This window comes from Bifidobacterium scaligerum, assembly GCF_002802865.1.
Taxonomy (GTDB): Bacteria; Actinomycetota; Actinomycetes; order Actinomycetales; family Bifidobacteriaceae; genus Bifidobacterium; species Bifidobacterium scaligerum.
In genome coordinates this window covers 88329-108243 of record NZ_PGLQ01000005.1, presented here as the reverse complement: position 1 = coordinate 108243, position 19915 = coordinate 88329, and the positions used below count along the sequence as shown (strand labels likewise).

The window sequence follows — 19915 nt, the reverse complement described above, 5'->3', positions numbered from 1 at the left end:
CTTTTCGCACGAAAACACGTAAGATCAGTAGGTCTTGAGGGCCAGATCGATGGTGAGCACGATGCCGGCGATCACGGCGGCTGCACGCATGATATTCGCGGGGATGCGCCGGGTAATCGGTGGGGCGATATATCCGCCGATGAAACAGCCGAGGCACAGCATGATGGCAGCCGGCCAGTCGACCGCACCCTTGATGATGAACACCACGGAAGCAGTGATATTCGCACCGGTACCGATCAACGTTTTCAACGCGTTGATCTTGTGAAACGGCCCGATTTTGGCAGCATCCAGAACGGCGAGCGCGCAGGTGCCGGCACCGGCTCCGAAATAACCGGAGTAGATGGCCACGGCCCATACGCCAATCCAAACCCACCAGGAATCCTGATTCATCGGCTGTACCGGTTGATCAATGGGAAATCCCGCTGCGCGATCTTCGGCTTTGCGCTGTTCGGCAGCCGGCTCCGATGCCACGGCTTGCACGGCTGAATTGATGTTGGCCAGCTGTGCTGCGGCATCGGCAGCGGCCTGTTTGGCCTGCATACGTCCACGTGGATTGACGGCGATGATCAACGAGCTGAACAGAATCAACGCAGGGGCCGCGAATTCGAATACCTTGGGGTCGAGTTCCAGCAGCAAATACGCACCTATGACGCCGCCAATGGCGCCGATGGCCACATAAGTGATGACGCGCAGGGTCTGGCCTTTGAGCTCACGACGCGCTCCCATCACACCGCCGATACCCGTGCCTACCACGCCGACGGTATTGGATGCGTTCGCAAGCACCGGCGGAATGCCGAAGGCGAGCAGCGCCGGATAGGAAACCAGCGAGGATGCACCTACCGCGTATCCCACGAATCCGGCACCAATACCGGCCAGCAGAATTAACAGCAGTGACAGTATGGAGAAGCCTGCAATCATCCTGTGACATCCTTTCTCACGAACCGGACGCTTCCGGCCTTGAGCGAGCTTAAGGACGTCAATGACTGATTGCGGTTGTTTTTCTGCTATATGGAATAAAGATTCTTTGGTCACGGCAAGAGCTAATTGTCCGCGTGGTGTATGACGCGTTGGGCAACGTATGGTGTGTCATGCGTGGCACTTCATTGGAAAATCATTGGAATCCGCATTATGTACCAATCTAGCCAACGGGCCAACAAACTTTGCAACCGAAAACCTGCGGAATTTCGTGGGATTATTATGCGAAACCTCGTATTTATTGATAACGTACCGCAGCACCGTGGTACATCATCCGAATAGCACCCGCTATGAAATCATGTGTACAAACCACATCAGAGAGATGATACGGGCAATCGCAATTGCCTGCCATCCCCTGAGAACTATGCCAATCGGCATTCTATAAACGCACGGTATTGGCTCCGGCATCAGGCCAACGCCAAGGGCCAAGAGCTGCGAGAAACCGCAGCTCTTGGCCCCTAGTAGCGGAAACGACGCAGATTTGCTTTACAGGGCGGCGTTGTAGTCGCGGACCTTCAGCGTACGGTGCGAGGAGGCCACGTTCTCCACGATCAAACGCTTCAGGGCATTGTCAGCGGCGAAATGTTCCTCCAGCCATGCATCGCCGAGACGGGTCAGCGTGGCCGGATCAGCGTATCCGGGATACAGGCCATTGAGCAATGCCTCGGCCATATGGTAGGTCTTGTTGGCCCAGATCCAGTCCACGGTCTCGAAGTACTTGGCGGCGAATGGCTCGGCCAGTTCGGTGTCCGGCGTGGCGGAGAAGCCACGAGCCACGGCCTCCAGCTGGGAGTTGGTCAAATCGTCATTGTGCAGAGCCTGATCCCATGCCCAATCCTTGGCCTCGGCCGTGCCCTTGACGGCACGTGCGCCGAGCGCGAACTCACGGTTTTCAGTGGTGTCTCGCCTGGCAAGCTGTGCCTCGATATCACTGTCGCCGAATTCGTTCACGCTGGCCAGCGCGTTGACGATGGTCCACGTGAAGTTGTTATCGATGTCAAGGCCCGGCAGGCTCACCGTGCCATCGAGCAGACCACGAGCGTTGGCGGCAAATGCCTCGTCGCCTTCCTCTCCGTAACCGAGGTAAGCGGTGATGAGCTGGAACTGGGTGTCGGAGCCGGCTTCAGCGGCGTTGGCCAGCTTCCACAGTCCGGCGGCCACGTGGCGCAGCACGTCTTCGCGACGAGCCGGTGCCACATAATGGTGGGCGGTGGTGCTCATGCAGGCCAGAGCGTAGCGGAAGGTGGTGGATTCGGTTTCGGTGGCCAGCAGACGCAGGGTCATGTCCACGAAACGTTCGGCCGGGAATTCGCCATCGCGGGTCATATCCCAGAACGCCAGCCAAGTCACGGCGCGGGCCAGAGCATCGTCGAAACGATGCAGGTTGGCTTCGGCGAAGGCTTGAGACTCAGCGTCGAAGCGAATCTTGGTGTAGGTCAGATCATCGTCATTCACCAGAATCAGGGCCGGTCGCGGCTTACCTGCGGCGGCCTGAACAATGGTGGTCTCGCCATCCACATCAAGTTCGAACTGCTCGGTGCGTACGATCTTGCCAGTGGCCTTGTCTTCGTTGTAGAAGCCGATGGCCAGGCGGTGCGGGCGCAGCACCGGGTGCTCTTCAGGAGCGGTTTGGGTGAGCTTGAGCTCGGCAATAGTGCCGTCAGCAGCTTCGGCCACCGACGCTGCGATGGTGTTGATGCCGGATTCCTCCAGCCACTTCGCGCTCCAAGCCTTCAGATCACGACCTGAGGTCTTCTCCAGCTCGCCCAGCAGATCGGCAAGCGTGGCGTTGGAATAGGCATGCTTGTTGAGGTAGCTGTGAATACCTTCGAAGAAGCGTTCACGTCCAACGTAGAACACCAGCTGCTTCAGCACGGAGGCACCCTTGGCGTAGGTGATGCCGTCGAAGTTCACGTAGGTATCGTTGAGGTCATTGATCGGGGCGACGATCGGATGCGTGGTGGGCAACTGGTCCTGACGCAGGGCCCAGCTCTTCTCGCCGGAGCAGAAGGTGGCCCATGCATCATGCCATTCGGTGGCTTCCGCAGTGGCGAGAGTGGAGGTGAATTCGGCGAAGGATTCGTTGAGCCACAAATCGTTCCACCACTTCATCGTCACGTAATCGCCGAACCACATATGGGCCAGCTCATGCAGCACGGTCACCACACGACGTTCGGCCAAAGCGTCGGTCACCTTGGATTCGAACACATAGGAGTCGCGAATGGTGACCATGCCGATGTTCTCCATGGCACCGGCGTTGTATTCCGGCACGTAGATCTGATCGAACTTGGCGTACGGATACGGCACGCCCCAAGTCTTGGCATAGAAGGCGAAGCCCTTCTTGGTGATGTCGAACAGGTAGTCCACATCCTTGGCGAAGGCCTCGGCCAGAGACTGGCGGCAGTACTGAGCCATCGGCACGGTACGACCATCCTCGTTCAGGTATTCGGTGTGCCATTCGGCGTACGGGCCGGCGCAAATCGCAGTCAGGTAGGAGCTCATCACCGGAGTCGGCTCGAACACCCACAGACGGGTGGTTTCGTTCGGCTTGTCGCCCAAGGTTCCATCCTGTGTTTCCCGCGGATCATCTTCGACGCTGGAAGCCGGCATGTTGGAGGTAACGATCCAGCTTGCAGGAGCAAGCACCTTGAAATCGAACGTGGCCTTCAGATCGGGCTGGTCGAACACAGCGTAGACACGACGTGCGTCCGGCACTTCGAACTGAGAGTACAGATAGACGTTGCCGTCAGAGGGATCCACCGAACGGTGCAGACCTTCACCGGTGTTGGAGTAGCGGCACCTGGCCTTGACGGTTACCTCATTCTTGGTCTTGAGGTCGTGGAGCATGACGCGGCTATCGGCGAAGACCTTGGCGGGATCCAAGGATTCTCCGTTGAGTTCGACAGAGGTCACCTCGTCGGCGATCAGATCGAGGAACGTCGACGATCCGGGCTGTGCGTTGAAACAGATCAGTGTGGAGGACTCAAAGGTCTTCGCGCCGGTGGTCAGATCAAGGCTGATGTGATAATGAATCGGCGCTTCGACGATAGCCTTACGTTCTTCGGCTTCGACGCGGGTGAGATTGGAACCGGGCATGACTTGCTATCACTCCTTACTTGTTGTTCCCGAATGGTTCTGCATGATATCCGATAATCCCGGCCGCTCGGATTGCTCGGCCGGGATTATCCGTTTTCCGTTTGTCACATACGATTCGGCACACGCATATTAGCTTGTCTCAGCTTGTCGCAGTGCCGTAAGTATTGCGCAGCTGATTACTATTTGTTCGCCTCAGCATCGACGTCCTGCGCGATGTCGGCCACAACCGGCACGATCATCGGCTTGCGATGCAACTGACGAGCGACCCAGCTGCCCAGCGTGCGGCGCACGATCTGCTGCAGCTTGTACGTGTCCCTCGTGCCCTGCATCATCTGGTCGTTGAGCTGTTCGACGATCTGGTGACGAACCTTATCGAATTCGCTTTCGTCCTCGGCCACGGCGTTCAGGTAGATCTTCGGACCGGTGACCACTTCACGGTTGTCGGTGTCGACCACCACAAAGGCGGAGACGAAGCCTTCAGTACCCAGAATGCGACGCTTCTCCAGCTCTTCGTCGGTCAGCTCACCCACGGAATCGCCGTCAACATACACATAGCCGCACGGCACGGAGCCGACGACCGCAGCCTTGCCGTGATAGAGGTCCACCACGTCGCCGTCTTCGGCAAGCACCACATTCTGCGGGTCCACACCGGTCTTGACGGCGATCAGGCCGTTGGCCACCAGATGACGGTTCTCGCCGTGGATCGGCATGGCGCACTTCGGCTTGACGATGTTGTACATGTACAGCAGTTCGCCTTCATTGCAGTGGCCGGACACGTGGACGGCCGCATTGTCGCGGTTGACCACCTTGGCACCGAGCTGTACGAGCTTGTTGATGACCTTGTATACGCCGTGCTCGTTGCCGGGAATCAGGGAGCTGGCCAGAATCACCGTATCGAACTCGTTGATCTTGATATCGCGGTGGTTGCCGTCGGCGATGCGTCCCAAGGCGGCCATCGGCTCACCCTGCGAACCGGTGCACATGTAGACGAGTTTGTCGTCCTGAATGTCGTTGGCCTGCTTCAGGTCCACAACGGTACCTTCGGGGATATGCAGGTATCCCAGATCAGCGGCTATGGACATGTTGCGCACCATCGAACGGCCGACGAACACCACTTTACGGCCATACTTGTGGGCCGCGTCCACCACCTGCTGCACACGATGCACATGGCTGGAGAAGCTTGCCACGATAATCTTGCGGGTCGCTTGGGCGAATGCCTGATCAAGAGCCGGACCGATGGAGGTCTCCGGCTTGACGAAGCCAGGCACCTCGGCGTTGGTGGAGTCCATCATCAACAGGTCCACACCCTTTTCGCCGATCTTACCGAATTCCACCAGATCGGTGATGCGGTGGTCCAGCGGCAGCTGGTCAAGCTTGATGTCGCCGGTATCGATCAGAGATCCGGCCGGAGTCTTGACATAGACGGCCAAAGCATCCGGAATGGAATGGGTCACGTTGACAAATTCCAGATCGAACGGTCCGACCTTGAGCCGGTCACGCCCGGTAACCTCGACCTTGGTGGGGTTGATGCGATGCTCTTTGCACTTGGCATCCACGAACGCCAGCGTAAGCTTGGAGCCGATCAGCGGAATGTCCGGACGCAGCTTGAGCAGGTACGGCACACCGCCGATATGGTCTTCGTGGCCGTGGGTCAGGATGAGCGCATCGACCTTGTCCAGACGGTTCTTGATATACCCGAAATCAGGCAGGATGAGATCCACGCCAGGCTGCTCTTCCTCAGGGAAAAGCACACCGCAATCGATAAGCAGCAGGTGACCGTTGTATTCGATCACGTTCATATTGCGGCCGATTTCACCCAGACCACCAAGCGGCGTAATGCGCATGGAGCCCTTGCGGTACTTCGGTGGCGCGATCAACACGTCATCCTGCTGAGGGGCGGTGGCCCGCTGCGGGGTGTTGATCTTACGCGATGGCGTGCGGTTGTTCGCGCCGGAATTGCGTCCGCGGCCCGTGCCGCGACGACGAGAGTTCGAGTTCTTGGATGCTTTGTTATTCTTCTGTTCTGTTGCCATAACTTCTTGAGATCGTTGTTCTGTAGTTGTCTCCGCTCTGTCATGCGAAGACGGAGGACGGCAACCCGTTTACAGCAGTCCAGATGCGCGCATGCCTTCTTCGGCCTTATCAAGCTGAACGGCATCGGGACCGATGTTCGGCAAACGCATTTCGGTAGAGTCGATTACGCCCTTGATTTTCAGCGCCGCTTTGGCCATGACGGCCTGATAGCCATCTCCATTCAGCGCGTGGACAAGAGGGGCGAGCTGGTTGGCGAGACGACGTGCGGTGGTGATGTCACCACGATCGAACGCCTGGACAAGCTGCTGCATGGGGTTGGAGGCGACGTGGGCAATCACTGAGATGATGCCGACGGCACCGATGGAGAGGAACGGCAGGAACAGACCGTCATCGCCCGAATACCAGGCGAGACCAGTACGCTGCTGCTTCTCCACAGCGGCCGCAAGATCGCCGGTGGCGTCCTTGACGGCCTTGACGTGTTCAAGTTCGGCAAGACGGTCATAGGTTTCGACCTTGACCTTCAAGCCGGTACGGCCGGGGACATCGTATACGATGATCGGCTTTTCGGCGGATGCATCGACAGCCTTGTAATGGCCGACAATGCCGTTCTGCGAGGGGCGGGAGTAATAAGGCATGACCACGAGCACCGCATCGGCACCCGCTTCCTGGGTTTGTTCGACCATACGCACCGTATGGGCGGTGTCGTTGGAGCCGGCACCGGAAATCACCGGGACATCGACGACTTCCTTGACGGCTCTTACCAGATCGACCTTCTCGTCCATGTGGGTGACGGGCGATTCACCGGTGGTGCCATTGACCACAAGACCATCGGCACCGTCCGCGACAAGATACTTGGCGAGCTTCTGTGCGGCTTCGAAATCGACGGAACCGTCGGCTTTCATCGGGGTGACCATGGCCGGCAGAATACGACCGAAAGGCGCCGGATCAAGAAGGTGGATATCATGCTCGCTCATAGTGCTCACCGTACTTCCCGTTGTGGACTCTTTGTTGTTCTTGTCCTTGCATCATCCGCATAGATCTCGCGGATGTAGTGCAGGTCTGCACATACCGTCCGCGTATGTGCAATATGCTGGCTTATGAGGTAGTGAAATTAGTGTTGATTGGATATTGGTTCCTGTTTGATTGCAGTGCCGTTGTGATGTCGATGGCCGCAATGATTCACAGCGGATCCGCTGTGAATCACAAGTCCAGGAAGTGATCGAGACCCACAGTCACTCCGGTAGGAGCGTCGCCGGCCAACTTGCGTACCGCAAGCAGCACACCAGGCATGAAGCTGGTCCGATCGAAGCTGTCCGCACGAATGGTCAGTTGCTCCCCGGCGTTGCCGAACAGCACCTCCTCATGAGCGTTGAGACCACGCAGACGGACTGCGTGCACATGAATGCCGTCAATGACCTGACCGCGGGAACCGCCGTCAGTTTCAGTGGCGTCCGGCACCGGGGACATGCCGGCGGACTTGCGTGCTTCGGCGATACCGCGAGCGGTATGAATCGCAGTGCCGGAAGGGGCATCAACCTTGGTGGGGTGATGCAGCTCGATGACTTCGGCGGATTCGAAGTACTTGGCTGCCTTTACGGCAAAGTAATCGGCAAGCACCGCGGAGATGGCGAAATTCGGGGCGATGAACACCTTCTGGGCATCTGGCTTCGGACCCTGTGCGATGGCTTCCTTGACTTGGGCAAGCTTCTCGTCGGTCCAACCGGTGGTGCCCACCACCACGTCCACGCCCTGACCGATCAGGGTGAGTACGTTGTTGAGGCTCACGCTCGGCACGGTGAACTCCACCACGACATCGGTATTGTCGGGGGTGATCTGAGTCAGATCATCGCCGGCGTCCAGTGCGAGGGCCAATTGCGTGTCCGAGGCGTTGTTCACCGCTTCGACCACATGCGAGCCCATACGTCCCTTGGCCCCAACTACGGAAACCTTGATCATGCTCTTCCCCTTGCTTTCTGGTGTCACCACCGCCACAGCTCACACCGGGCGCTTTATCCTGTCTTCAATCTGCTTCTGCGTGGTGGTACTCCTTGCGCATTTGGCATGCGCAAGGAGTACCACCACGCCGTCGAATCGGCAAACAGATTACCACCTGAGCCAAGGCAAACCAATAGAATGTCCATGAACACAAGGATGAGTCCAAACACGGATTTCATGATGGATTCAACACCGGGCGCGCAAGACTCCCGGGACGCTCCTGGGACGCTCCTAGGACATCATGAGGCAGCGTTGATGCTGCCCAGTTCAGGCTCGTCGCCGGGCAAGCCACCAACCCGCCAAAGCGATCGGTACCGTGGCCAAGGTAAACAGAAATGGCAGCATCATGCCGATATGAGGATCATATGCATCCAGCACAACGCCTGCCACCGATGAGCCGATCGAAGTGCCGACCGTGCCAGCGGTGGTCACCCAGCTCAATCCCTCGGTCAGCGACTCGGCCGGCACGAGATCCTTGACGATGAGGTTACCGGTGGCGAATAGCGGAGAAACGGTCAGACCGGCCAGAATCTCCACGATCCCCAGCAGGATGAGATTATCCATGGTCAGGCGGAAGAACACATATCCCACAGTCAGCAAGGACAGGAACATCACCATATGCGCCCAATGGGAGCCTTTGAGCTGTCGGGAACCGAACATCAGTGCTCCGGCGCACGAGCCTACGGCGAACATGGCGAGCTGCACACCCAAGAATGGTTCCAATCCCACGGATTTCATCGTTGCGGTGATGGAGACGTCGAAGGAAGTGAAACTCATGTTGAACACTACGAACACCGCCAATAACGGCAACACCCCGGCATAGAGCAGCACGCTTCTGGCTTTAGGAGCCCGTGTTTTCAGCTGGCGCAAGGTGAGCTGGTCCGCGTGATCCCGCGCCGAACCCGCACCGCTATCGCCGTCGTTGACATCGCGGGTCTCGCAGACGTTGCGCCCAGCAGCTTGACCGTCGTCACACAGTTCGGGACTCGACGGCACGTCGATCTCCTGTACGAGGAGGTTCGGCTGCGTGGACTTCAAGGAAAAGAACACCGTACCGCCGATGCCGCATGCCACAGTAGGCACGAACAGCTGAGAGACCGGGTGTACCGACGTAGCGAGCCAAGCGGCCATAATCGGCCCCAGAATAAATACGATTTCATCAATCGCCGCTTCCATGGCATAGGCGGTATTCAGCAAAGTATCGCCATTCTCCACATTGCGCAGCGCATACGCCCAGCGGGTTCTCACCAAAGCCCCGAAGGAGAACTGCGTGAGGCCCATGATGATGGCAAGAACGAAGAGAACCGCCAGCGGAACCCGTACCAGAGCCGCAATCGCGAACGACAGCATTGCCGCAATCTGCACGGCGAGCGCCAGCCGACCGACACGGGCTTGTCCGAATCGATCGAACGCCCTCGCATAGAACGGCGTAACGCAAGACATGGCGAGCACATATGCGGCGCTCATAGTCCCGGCCACTGTCCAATTGTCGTACAGGTGGTTCAATGCCAGCACGATGCCGAGGCTCATCATGGAAATCGGCAGACGGGCTACGGCGCCTGAAATGCAGAACGCTTTCGTTCCGGGCAATGCGAACAGACGTGCATATGGCGACTGGGGCGACTGGATGGGGTACGACTTGGCACCGACACGAGTCGTAGGCACTCTTTTACTCCTTACTGATTATTCGTCCGGCACGTGCGCCCGCCCACACGTACCTTCCGAGGGTAGCGGTCTCTGAGCAACGTCACGCGGTGCGTTTCTCCCACGGACAGATGCGCGAACATTGCGACATATGACAGTCGAACTGCTCGTATGTGCGCCGGCACCTTGTCATAGGCGTTTCATGGCCTAGTCGTTGTCGGATTGTTCAGAGATTCCGGAGCTCAACTCGGTAAGGATTTCCTGTTTGGTTTTGGCGCGGGCTTTAAGCTCGCGCAAGTCTTCCTGAGACTCACTGACATAGTAGAGGGTAGCGTCGATACTCTCCAACGCCGCACCTTCCACCACAGCGAGCAACAGCCTATACATGTCAAGCTGGGCGAGTTTACGCGCCACATCCTGTGGTTGCGTGGGTCTTTGCCCGGTTTTCCAATCGACAATGGTGAATCGTTTGGATGAATCCCGTGGATCCAATCCCCCCGCAAACACCGCATCCAGTTTGCCGTTGACAATACCAATGCCTGGCACGTCCACCACGATGGCGCGCTCCAGCCAGACCGGGGTACGCCGAGCCCAGCGGGATGCGGCAAGCCGCTTCTGCCACTGCAACAGCTCGCCTTCATCCATCGCAACAGCCTCTCTGGTGCCCCTTTCATCGATGCTTCCCGCACCGATGAACCGCTGAGCCCACTCATGGAATCGTGTGCCCGCTTCCGCTGCCGGGGATGAGATACGCGGAACCGGGCGAACGATGCTTCTCCAATACATGCGTTCTTCCCGCTCCCCCATGCCGCCGACTCGCGCCTGCAACCCGGTAACATTCTGCCGTCCTGCAGACAACACACGTTGGGCTTTTGCTTTTACCATCTCATCCAACGCCTGCCCTTGCAATGGTCCGGTCATCAGATCCCCATCGCTGACCAATATCTGCGCTCGCTGCAGCAATGGCCCAGCCGGCTGGTGGCACTCCAGCTCCCCCTGGCTCTCTTGCACGTGCCCACCAATGGCGGCGGCACCCTTGCCGGCAGCGATATGGCCGGCAGCGATACGGTCGGCTTGTTCTATCTGTTGCCGCACGGCACCGATGCCACGATCAAGCCGTTCAACGATGGATGCGCTCAGGGTAGCCGGCCAGGGTAACGACTCGGCCTTATCCTGTTGAGCGATTGGCGTGCTCCATGCCGCGCCTATCACGGCGTTGCAGTACACGGAAGCCCGCTCCCCTATGAAGAATCCCTCGGGAGCCTCAATCGGCTCGTCTTGCTTGGAGACGAGAGCCACCTTATCTCCCAGCTGCTCCACGCATTGACGAGCCGTGACCACATGGTCGTGCGAGATCAGAGCGTCATGTACTTCAAGCCAGAAATTGGAAGCCTGGGCAGCACGCGCTCCCTTAGGCACTGCAGAAGGATCGCGGCCATATTCCCCCGCATAGGCGCTATAGGTCAGCATGGCGTCCGATCGGGCACGGGTGAGCGCGACATACATAAGTCGCCGTTCATCGGCATGGAGTCTGCGACCGTATTCCTCCGTCTGCGTCAGATACCAACCAGAAGCATCAACCTCGTCTACACCATCGCCGAACTGACGCATGGAACCGAAGGCCTCATCATCAATGAGTTCCACATCATCCAGCGTCTCCAATGCCTCCATTGGAGACATCGCGACATCCGCATCATGGGGGAATCTTGGAAGAATTGCCGCATCTGCACGTACGGGTACCGGTACCGCGGTGGGGTCGGTCAGCCACGAATCGGCGACGTCCCGATACTGAGGCGCCACCCATCGTCCATGTTCCAGACCACCGGGATGCCGCTCATCCAGCTCTACTTTAAGATGATCGCCCTGATTGCTTGGGAAACCTCCTGCAGTCAACCCCACCACGGCAACGGCATCCCATTCCAACCCTTTGGATTGATGTACCGTCATCAATTCCACATCCACCGACGTATCGGGAAGATTGGCCGCCTCATCCTCCACGGAAGACAATTGATCGACCCATGCCATGAATCCCCGCAACGTAGGCGTCTGATCGATTGCGATCTCTCTCGTATAGGTATCGACCAAATCCACGATGGCATGCATGGGCATACGAGCCACCGTGGGATTGGCGTGACGTCGAGGGTCATGCAGCGCCTCAGCCACCACGGTGTCAATATCCAGATCCAATGCTTCGACACCGACACGAATCACATCGTTCAACGGCCGGCCGATGGCACCATGGACATGACGCAGCGCCTTGGCCATATGCGACACCGCAGACCGACCCCACTCGCTCAAGGGTTTGATCAGCAATTCGATATCCGTACGCAACAACACATCCGGCAGGAACACCGCATTCGCCACCTGATCGCGATGCTCCCGAACCACAGTTGCCCATTGTTCCTGAGGGGCATCCGCTGAGGCCAGTCCCGCTTGTACCAACGCTCTAAACCGTTGTTCGGTATTGCACTGTTCGGCAACACGTGCCAACAGTGTCAGATCATCCGCGCTGACGGCAAATCTTGGTGTGGCCAGCAGTCTCATCAACGATCCGGAATCCGTGTGGTCCGACGCCACATGCAGCAGTGCCATCAGATCACGAATCTCAGGTCGTTCAAGCAATGCGGAATATCCGACTACGAACGTGGTCAATCCAGCCTGCTCCAACGCTTCCTGATATTGGGGCATACGAGACTTGGACCGGAACAGTACCGCGACCGACGCCTTCCCACCGTCATCAGCCTCCTTGCCATCGCGCGCACGATATTGGCTAATCGCCTGTTTACAGAATCGCACCACCGCATCCATCTCTTGGCCGGCGGTAGCAAATCCCAGTACGCCGAGCGTACCTTCTGGTGCATTCGGCATAGGGTCGAGCGAAGAGACACCCACCTCTCGCATCAGCGAGCTGGAAGGCCGTGCCGGATGGGAACGCAATGGCAACGTCAGATCATTGGCTGCCTCAAGCACGATGCGGCTATTGCGTCTCGTCACCGACAAGGGGAACGGCTTGGAGTCCGGATCCATATGAAAATCCCGCTGAAACATGCGGAATGCGCCAGGACTCGCTCCTCGCCATGCATAGATGGACTGGAACGGATCGCCCACAGCATTGACGGCGGACCGTCCATCCTTTGTATGGAACAGCGATGCAAGCAATGCAGCCTGTGTGGTGGAAGTATCTTGGTATTCGTCAAGCAGCACATGAGTGTACCGGCGTCGTATTCGTTTGCCGATTGACGGGAAACGGCTGATCAGTTGGAATGCCGCAATAGTGAAATCGGAAAATTCCGCCATATTCCGTTCACGCTTGGCTTGTGCGTACGCTTCGACCAGCTGCAAGAGAATATCTCGTTTGCGTACGGTCTGCAGCAGTTCGCCACAATGGTATGCACAACGTGCATGCAATGCTGCAGCACGATCATCGAGCTTGGCCTGCCAGCTGGCATCCGTGTCTTTCTTGAGACGTTTGATCTTGGGGATCGTCGGTTCGGCATCAGGCACGGTCTCATGCTCCAGCACGGTTTCGATGCGCTTGGCAAATGCCGTATCCCATTGCCGCACCAGATCGACAGCTTGCGCAAAGCTGACGCAGTCGCCTCCAATCATGGCGCTTCCAATGGCGTCAGACAAGGTCAACACGTATCCGGCCAAGTGCGAGAATGATCCGAAATCCTCTTGAAACACCAAATCCATATGCGCGTCGATGACTTCGGTGGCAAGTTGAAGTGCTCCGGCTTGGCTGAGTGGCTGCGTCTGCTGGTCAAAGCCCACCAATAAGCCATATTGGCGCACAATGGTCTGGAAGAAGGCGTCATAGGTGAAAATCGCAGGTTTGAGAAACGCTCGGTCCGAAATTATGGCTGATGCGTCTGCGCTATCCGTTTCCCCCGCTACCGCCGAAGAAACTCGTTCCAGCAATTCTCCGGCCGCCTTGCGCGTGAAGGTCAGCCCAAGGATGCGTTCCGGTGCCACACCGCGGTGAATAAGCGCGATGATACGCTGTGTCATGGTAAAGGTTTTTCCGGAACCAGCACCGGCAACCACCAGAACATCCGAATCGGCTGGTGCATTGATGATGGACGCCTGCTCCGGGCTCGGGACAAATGTGCTCATGCCTGCCTCGTTTCAAATACAGTGCTGATCTGCCCAGCACACGCAGGGCATACATCTTTCATACGGCATACCTCAATATGGGTGGATTGCGGATGCGCGGTAAGTTCAGACGACCTGATGGCCGCAGCCGCATACATGACACGGGCGATCATGGTCAATGCCCACAGTGTCTGCGTACCCGCGAAAGCGGTGAATTGCTGCCAAGCCTGCACAGGCACCCCACAAGGCGGTTGGTTGACGTTCAGCATTGGCATATCCAAGAAGCGTTCAAGTTTCTGATAGTTCTGCCGTGCTGTGAACGGCGTCTCGTTCAACGCTCCGTCAACGAACAGAGGAGGTTGGAAAGCGCCTTCCGGCGCATAGCTGTGCGCCGGCGCAGCATGTTGACCAACATGGAATAGTGCACTTTGCGCAATAGTGGGTGTCTGATCCAGTCGATTGGCCTTACGGATATCGCCATCGATGACCTCAGGAAAAGCAAGACCAAGCTGGTAGCACACCAACTGCAGATCATTGAAAATTCGCTTTACGGACGGCACTTTGCCTGTTTTGTAGTCAATCAGGCGAATACGCTCGCTTCCATCGGCAAGAACACGATGCTCCATGCGATCGATACGGCCGGACAGACGCACGATAAGCCCCTCATCCATGCCTTCAGGCCAGCCACCGACCAACGCCCCCATCATGCGCATCAGAGTGGAACGGTCAATCGGCCGAACACCGGACAACGCATTATAGGCGGCTGCTATTTCATGCCACCCAAATCGTGCGGTGAATTCACGTTCACATTCGACCTTGGCCAGCCGTCCGATAGCAAAATTCTTGGCGTTCTTTCCCAAATATGCCTCTGGATCAGCATCACTACGCACAAAGTAATCGGCGATAGCGCCAAGAGCGGCCTGCGCCGATTCATCTTTGCGGGTCGCCGCATACCTGTTGCCGGTATCCGCAATGGAGGAAGGATCAGGCCTTCTGCCCTGATATATGGTCAACAAGCGCTGATGGACCGCTTCAATACGTTGATCTATTGATGCAGTGGCATCTAATCCCAAGTCCTCAAGCCGATCGGCGTGGCAGGAGAGCAAATCCAAGCCCTCCTCACTGCCTTGCTGCGCCACAGCATGAATCACAGTGCCAAAACCGGTGGCCACCGAGCTCATACGCGGACCGGCGAAACGGTTCTCCAACATCCAGCACACCGGGCATGCCCATAAGCCATCAACCGCGGAAGGCGAAAGCGTTACCACGAGCGACGGAACCGACTGCGCTGCGGTATCCGGCCCCGATGAAGTCCGCGCCATCGCTGTTCGCGCCATTGGAGTCTGCGCTGCTGCGGAAGGAGCCGACGAACAACGTTCCTCCGAAGACCGACCGTGTTGTCGACAGTGCTCTGTCCCATCCGTCCCATCTCTATGGCACACGTCTTCTGCCTGATGCGCATCATCGCCACCGTGATGCCGTATAGATTGTTGTTGCGTAAACGCCCAATTGGCGGGATCCGCTGATTCCACTCCATGTACGGCAAGTAATGCCAAAGCCTGAGCGGCGTCCCGCGCAATGACCTCATCTGGCTCATGCGTCGCCATTACGGTACGCGCCGCCGCCACCAATCCTCTGGGATCAGCATCCAATCCCGCGTAATCCGGATATGCGTCATCAGAGGAATCACCTACGGCAGCGAATTGCGCCTGCTGTCGATTTCTTGGGAAGTATTCCGGCATATATCCGAAGAGGAAATCCGAGGGACTTAAGTCATCGTTCCATACGGCGCTGATCGCGATTTGCTCGGCACGGGTCAACGCAACCAGAAAACCTTTTTTCTCCGCAGACATCACAGCCGTGAACTGCGGATCCTGATTCATGCCGGAACCACCCACGGCATTGTGTGATATCGCTTGCGGCCCCCTCAACACCAGTTCGGCAAGGTCTTCCCCGCCGAACATGGTATTGCGACCGGCAAGATTCGGCCACACATCCTGTTGCACCTGAGGTATCCAGGCATAACGCCAATGTCTGCCTGCTGCGCCGGCGGGCGTAGTCAGCATTACGGCATCTTCCACCGGGCCCACATGCGCCAGTGAATCAGCCTGTACCTCCATGCCACGCACTTGCGCCATGAATTCCTCCAGGTCACGGCTCGCGGCGGCATCTTCGGCAAATTGGAACAACCGCATGGCAGCGTCTAAACGATCATTCGCCGTACGTCCATCTTCGGTATTCAGCAGCGCCGTTCGTTGCCATACAGATGCAAGTCCCGCAGCCTCCCATGCCGCGGACAAAGCGTAGCGCGGCTGTGATCGCTGTTCCACCGGCAAACGACGCAAGGCGTTCGATACCTTGCTCACCATGGCCCATAAGTTAGCGAACGCCCGCGCCTGTGGATCTTCGCCAAGCACCGCATGCACGGCTTCCACTACCGACCGAGCCGGGGCCGACGGTAGATCCAACCCCAGCATCACATACAACGCATCAGCACCAAAAGACAACTCGGATCCGTCGTCTTGCTGTGCGATGTCGAGGGTCTCGATCACCGGTGAACCAGCATCAGACACCCCACTACTTGTTTCACAACCTGTTTCACACAGTGTTTCACAGCCTGTTTCACAAGCATGGCTGCGTATCGAATCACATATGGACTCCCATGATGAGAGCAACGAACTGAGAAACGCGCTATCTTGGGCAATCGGCGCTAAAGACTCCAACGCATTCATCGCCGAATCCACCGGAGCGATGCGCCCGGGAACTCCCCTTCCCGGAGCGTCTCCGGTAGTTATCAGCGGTCCACCCATTAGCGCTCTCACGCGCGAATGCACATAAGAGGCACAGTCAGCGGGTTTCATGCGAATCGACTGGGTCTTATCAATGCGTAACTGCGCAAGTTCCAGTACCGCGAACAACCCCTGTACCAGACTCTCATCCTTGAGGGGCCGAGTAATCGACGAATAGCGCACAGGTACGCCATCGCGGCGTAACCGTTCACCATAGCGACGGACGGTCGCATTGTCATGCGCAATGATCACCATGTCATTCCACTTGACGTCATGGTCCAGATGCGAGCGCTTCATGCGCCATACCACGTCATCAAGTTCCTCGCGCGCGGAACGGTAAAGCCTCGCGAACAATGTGCCATCATGTAAGCCAGGCTCACACGTTTTATTCAAGACATCGGTGATCTTGCCTGACCTTAAGGCAGGCGGCAACGGCTCGTCTTCCGGAGAAGGAATTGACAGGGAAACACGGCTGGCGACCAATCGCACCATACTGATAGGGTCGCTTATAGGGCTTACGGTCTGGGTATTCGCAAGTTGTTGCGCACCTTCATGCCGCGCCAGAGGTTCTTCAATCGCTCCAAGACTTCCCCGCACCGCACGCCGCATCAGATATTCGGGATACGAGCCACGGAACGATTGCACCGACTCATCCGGGTTACCGACCAACACCAGTTTGACACCTGCTGCGCCAAGGACCTCAAGAAAACGCATACCCGCCAGTGTTGTATCTTGTACATCATCCACCACCAGCAATCGCGGGATGCTCATTGATTCCAGTTGAGCGGACATGTCAGTCCCTGAAGCATCGACCTTGCCCGTCTGCCGCCAGAGTGCCATAGCCTCACGCACCGCATGCATCCCAGCCACCAACAGGTATGACGCATCCAAACGATACTGCCCCGGATATGCCTGACGCTGAGCGACGATATATTCCTTGCGCAAGGCAAAAGCCAGTTTCCATTGCACCGTCAGCCGAGGCTCCGCAATCGCCCGGCGCAACAGTCGATCTTCTTCATCCGGACCGACGCCAAGCTCATCTAATCTCGCGAGCATATCGCGCAATTGCCCGATGAAAGCATCTGAAATGCCGCGCGTGAACACCTCTACGCTGGAAGATCCACCGACCACCGGCACCGAATCGTTGGACTCGCGAAGGTTTGGCGAGTCCATCGTGCGGAATGCATCTCCACCGGAATCGAAACGTATCACATGCGCCCAATCATCCTGAGCGAAGTATTCACGCAACAAATCGCAAGTATTACAGTCATCGCCCAAAGCTGCATGTTTCAGATGCACCGCCATCACCGTTCTCAGCAGTGCATCCTGCTCGGCTCCATTCAGCAAACGGGGAGCGACCAGTCCTTGAACAGCCCGCAAAGCGGATACCACGCGGAATGCCATAGCGCCCAAAGTACCGACCGGACGCGTCTCTTGCGAGAATCCCAACCGGTGAATTACCTCATTGCTCAAAGATTCCGCAGCCACACGTCCCGGTACGGCCATCGCCGCCCCAGCTCCACCGTAGCGGCGTAAAGCCTCTACCAGCAGCGCCACGGCAAATCCCGTCTTGCCGCTTCCCGGCGCGCCTATGATCAGCCTCGTCACACCATCGCGATCGAGGCCGTTCATAATCTCATGAGGGTCAAGTCTGTTCGTCATGGCTCAAGCGTAACCCCCGGCATAGGAGGGCGGTAAAATTTTACCGCCCTCCTATGCCGGACTGTATTCTTAGCGGTATCCTGTTGCGCAAGCGCGAAGAGCGCATTCATCAATGAAGAAGGAGGGGACCATGACCGGCATACCGATGAGGCCGCCGAAAATACCGGGATATGATTTCGTCCAGTTGCTTGGCAGTGGAGCCACCGCCACCGTATATCTATACAACCAACGCATGCCGGTTCGTCCCGTAGCGGTAAAGGTAAGCGCCAAGACATTGGATCCACGCGCAGCGGCATTGTTCAACCGCGAAGCGAATTTCATGGCCAAGCTTTCCTCGCATCCCTATATCCTGCCCGTATACGGCGCTGGCGTCACTTCGGACGGGCATGGATACATTATTATCGAATATGCTCCGGGCGGCACCTATAACAGCGTGATGAAAGCCCGGTCCATGACCTGCGATCAGGTACTTGATCTGGGAATCAAACTGTCAAGCGCGCTGTTCACTGCGCATCGGGCCAATATCATTCATCACGATATCAAGCCCAGCAATATTCTCATCACCGCGCAAGGCTTGCCGGTATTGGCGGATTTCGGTATCTCCACCGATGTCTACGACCGCACTGAGACCGGTTTCTCCCCGCCATGGGCACCGCCTGAGGTCCTCCAGCATCTGACCAACGGATCGGAGGCCGCCGACATTTATTCTCTTGCGGCCACGCTGTACGCCATGTTCGTAGGATATTCGCCATTCCAGCATGAATATCATCCGCATACCCAATCGGAGCTCATCTCACTGATCATCAACCAGCCGCTGCCTCGCCTGAACCGTCCGGACGTGCCAGCGGACGTGGAAGCGGTGTTGCGCCGGGCACTGAACAAGAATCCAGACCAACGCTACTATTCCGCGCTGGAGTTCGCACGAGCCATGCAACGCGTGCAATTCGCGAACTTCGGCCATGCCACACCGGTGACGGTGGAAGGCATGCCACCCTACCCCAAAGACATTGAAAGACCCCGTAACGGCAATGCACCAACTGTTCGCAGCACCGTCCAGAACCGGGCATGGATTAAGCCAGCGGCCATAGCAACGGCAGTAGCGGCTGCGATAGTTGCGGTGGCATTGGTATTCGTCTATGGCGTACTCCCCCGGCTGGATAGCACTTCCGGGGCCGAGACCAAGCAATTGGCCGGTGCCGGCACCCAAGATAACGACAACACCCTCAATCAGCAGGACGACACCGTTACCGGCACAGACGATGCCACAGTTCCCAGTCCTGAGCATCTGACCGGCACGTACGCCGCAGACGGCTCATCCGTGACCTTCACCTGGACGAACCCAGATCAGCAGCAGGGCGATTCCTACGCTTGGGCCTTGGTGCAAGGAGACGGTACGGATCAAAGCACTCAGACCACAACCACCTCCGACACCACTGTGACCGTTGACCCGCAAGATGGTCAACAGACATGCATACAGGTATCCATCGTGCGCAAGAACCATCAGATGTCCGCAACGCCGACAATCGGGTGTGCCGCCAAGCCACAATAAGGTACACCTCACCTACGTTGCACGTTTAAGTCATAGTCATGGCTTGGACGTCCCAAGGCAGCACCATTACACTGAC

General features: G+C 57.5%; 9 protein-coding genes. 1 reads left to right on the top strand and 8 read right to left on the bottom strand.

Going from position 1 to position 19915, the window contains the following annotated elements; all coding sequences use genetic code 11:
- Positions 1-24: 24 nt before the first annotated feature.
- The 8 genes from CUU80_RS08180 to CUU80_RS08145 form a co-directional block, all read right to left on the bottom strand.
- The gene (locus CUU80_RS08180; RefSeq protein WP_100496822.1) at positions 25-918 is read right to left on the bottom strand and encodes a sulfite exporter TauE/SafE family protein; all 894 of its coding nucleotides are present in this window, start codon (positions 916-918) and stop codon (positions 25-27) included.
- Positions 919-1461: 543 nt separating this feature from the next.
- A complete protein-coding gene (pepN, locus tag CUU80_RS08175; RefSeq protein ID WP_100496821.1) occupies positions 1462-4071 on the bottom strand; it encodes an aminopeptidase N in 2610 nt (869 codons plus the stop codon).
- A gap of 179 nt (positions 4072-4250) precedes the next feature.
- Complete coding sequence (locus tag CUU80_RS08170; RefSeq protein ID WP_100496820.1) at positions 4251-6104, bottom strand: ribonuclease J; 1854 nt, start codon at positions 6102-6104, stop codon at positions 4251-4253.
- A 69-nt stretch (positions 6105-6173) separates the two neighbouring features.
- Positions 6174-7079: a 4-hydroxy-tetrahydrodipicolinate synthase gene (dapA, locus tag CUU80_RS08165; RefSeq protein WP_100496819.1), complete on the bottom strand. Its 906-nt coding sequence runs from the start codon at positions 7077-7079 to the stop codon at positions 6174-6176.
- A gap of 226 nt (positions 7080-7305) precedes the next feature.
- Positions 7306-8061 (bottom strand): 4-hydroxy-tetrahydrodipicolinate reductase, encoded by a 756-nt coding sequence (dapB, locus tag CUU80_RS08160; RefSeq protein WP_100496818.1) that lies wholly within the window; start codon positions 8059-8061, stop codon positions 7306-7308.
- Positions 8062-8367: 306 nt separating this feature from the next.
- A complete protein-coding gene (locus CUU80_RS08155) occupies positions 8368-9630 on the bottom strand; it encodes an MFS transporter (RefSeq protein ID WP_417852227.1) in 1263 nt (420 codons plus the stop codon).
- 321 nt (positions 9631-9951) lie between these two features.
- The gene (locus CUU80_RS08150; protein WP_100496817.1) at positions 9952-13860 is read right to left on the bottom strand and encodes an ATP-dependent helicase; all 3909 of its coding nucleotides are present in this window, start codon (positions 13858-13860) and stop codon (positions 9952-9954) included.
- Positions 13857-18290, bottom strand: a complete 4434-nt coding sequence (locus CUU80_RS08145; RefSeq protein ID WP_100496816.1) for a PD-(D/E)XK nuclease family protein — start codon at positions 18288-18290, stop codon at positions 13857-13859. Before CUU80_RS08145 ends, CUU80_RS08150 begins: the two co-directional genes overlap by 4 nt.
- Before the next feature lie 130 nt (positions 18291-18420).
- On the opposite strand from CUU80_RS08145, the gene CUU80_RS08140 reads away from it, so the two are divergent.
- A complete protein-coding gene (locus CUU80_RS08140) occupies positions 18421-19839 on the top strand; it encodes a serine/threonine-protein kinase (RefSeq protein WP_100496815.1) in 1419 nt (472 codons plus the stop codon).
- Positions 19840-19915 lie beyond the last annotated feature (76 nt).

Coding starts and splice junctions, on each gene's coding strand:
- CUU80_RS08180 (WP_100496822.1), bottom strand. CDS start 918: ATGATTGCAGGCTTCTCCATACTGTCACTGCTGTTAATTCTGCTGGCC.
- pepN (WP_100496821.1), bottom strand. CDS start 4,071: ATGCCCGGTTCCAATCTCACCCGCGTCGAAGCCGAAGAACGTAAGGCT.
- CUU80_RS08170 (WP_100496820.1), bottom strand. CDS start 6,104: ATGGCAACAGAACAGAAGAATAACAAAGCATCCAAGAACTCGAACTCT.
- dapA (WP_100496819.1), bottom strand. CDS start 7,079: ATGAGCGAGCATGATATCCACCTTCTTGATCCGGCGCCTTTCGGTCGT.
- dapB (WP_100496818.1), bottom strand. CDS start 8,061: ATGATCAAGGTTTCCGTAGTTGGGGCCAAGGGACGTATGGGCTCGCAT.
- CUU80_RS08155 (WP_417852227.1), bottom strand. CDS start 9,630: ATGAGCCTCGGCATCGTGCTGGCATTGAACCACCTGTACGACAATTGG.
- CUU80_RS08150 (WP_100496817.1), bottom strand. CDS start 13,860: ATGAGCACATTTGTCCCGAGCCCGGAGCAGGCGTCCATCATCAATGCA.
- CUU80_RS08145 (WP_100496816.1), bottom strand. CDS start 18,290: ATGACGAACAGACTTGACCCTCATGAGATTATGAACGGCCTCGATCGC.
- CUU80_RS08140 (WP_100496815.1), top strand. CDS start 18,421: ATGACCGGCATACCGATGAGGCCGCCGAAAATACCGGGATATGATTTC.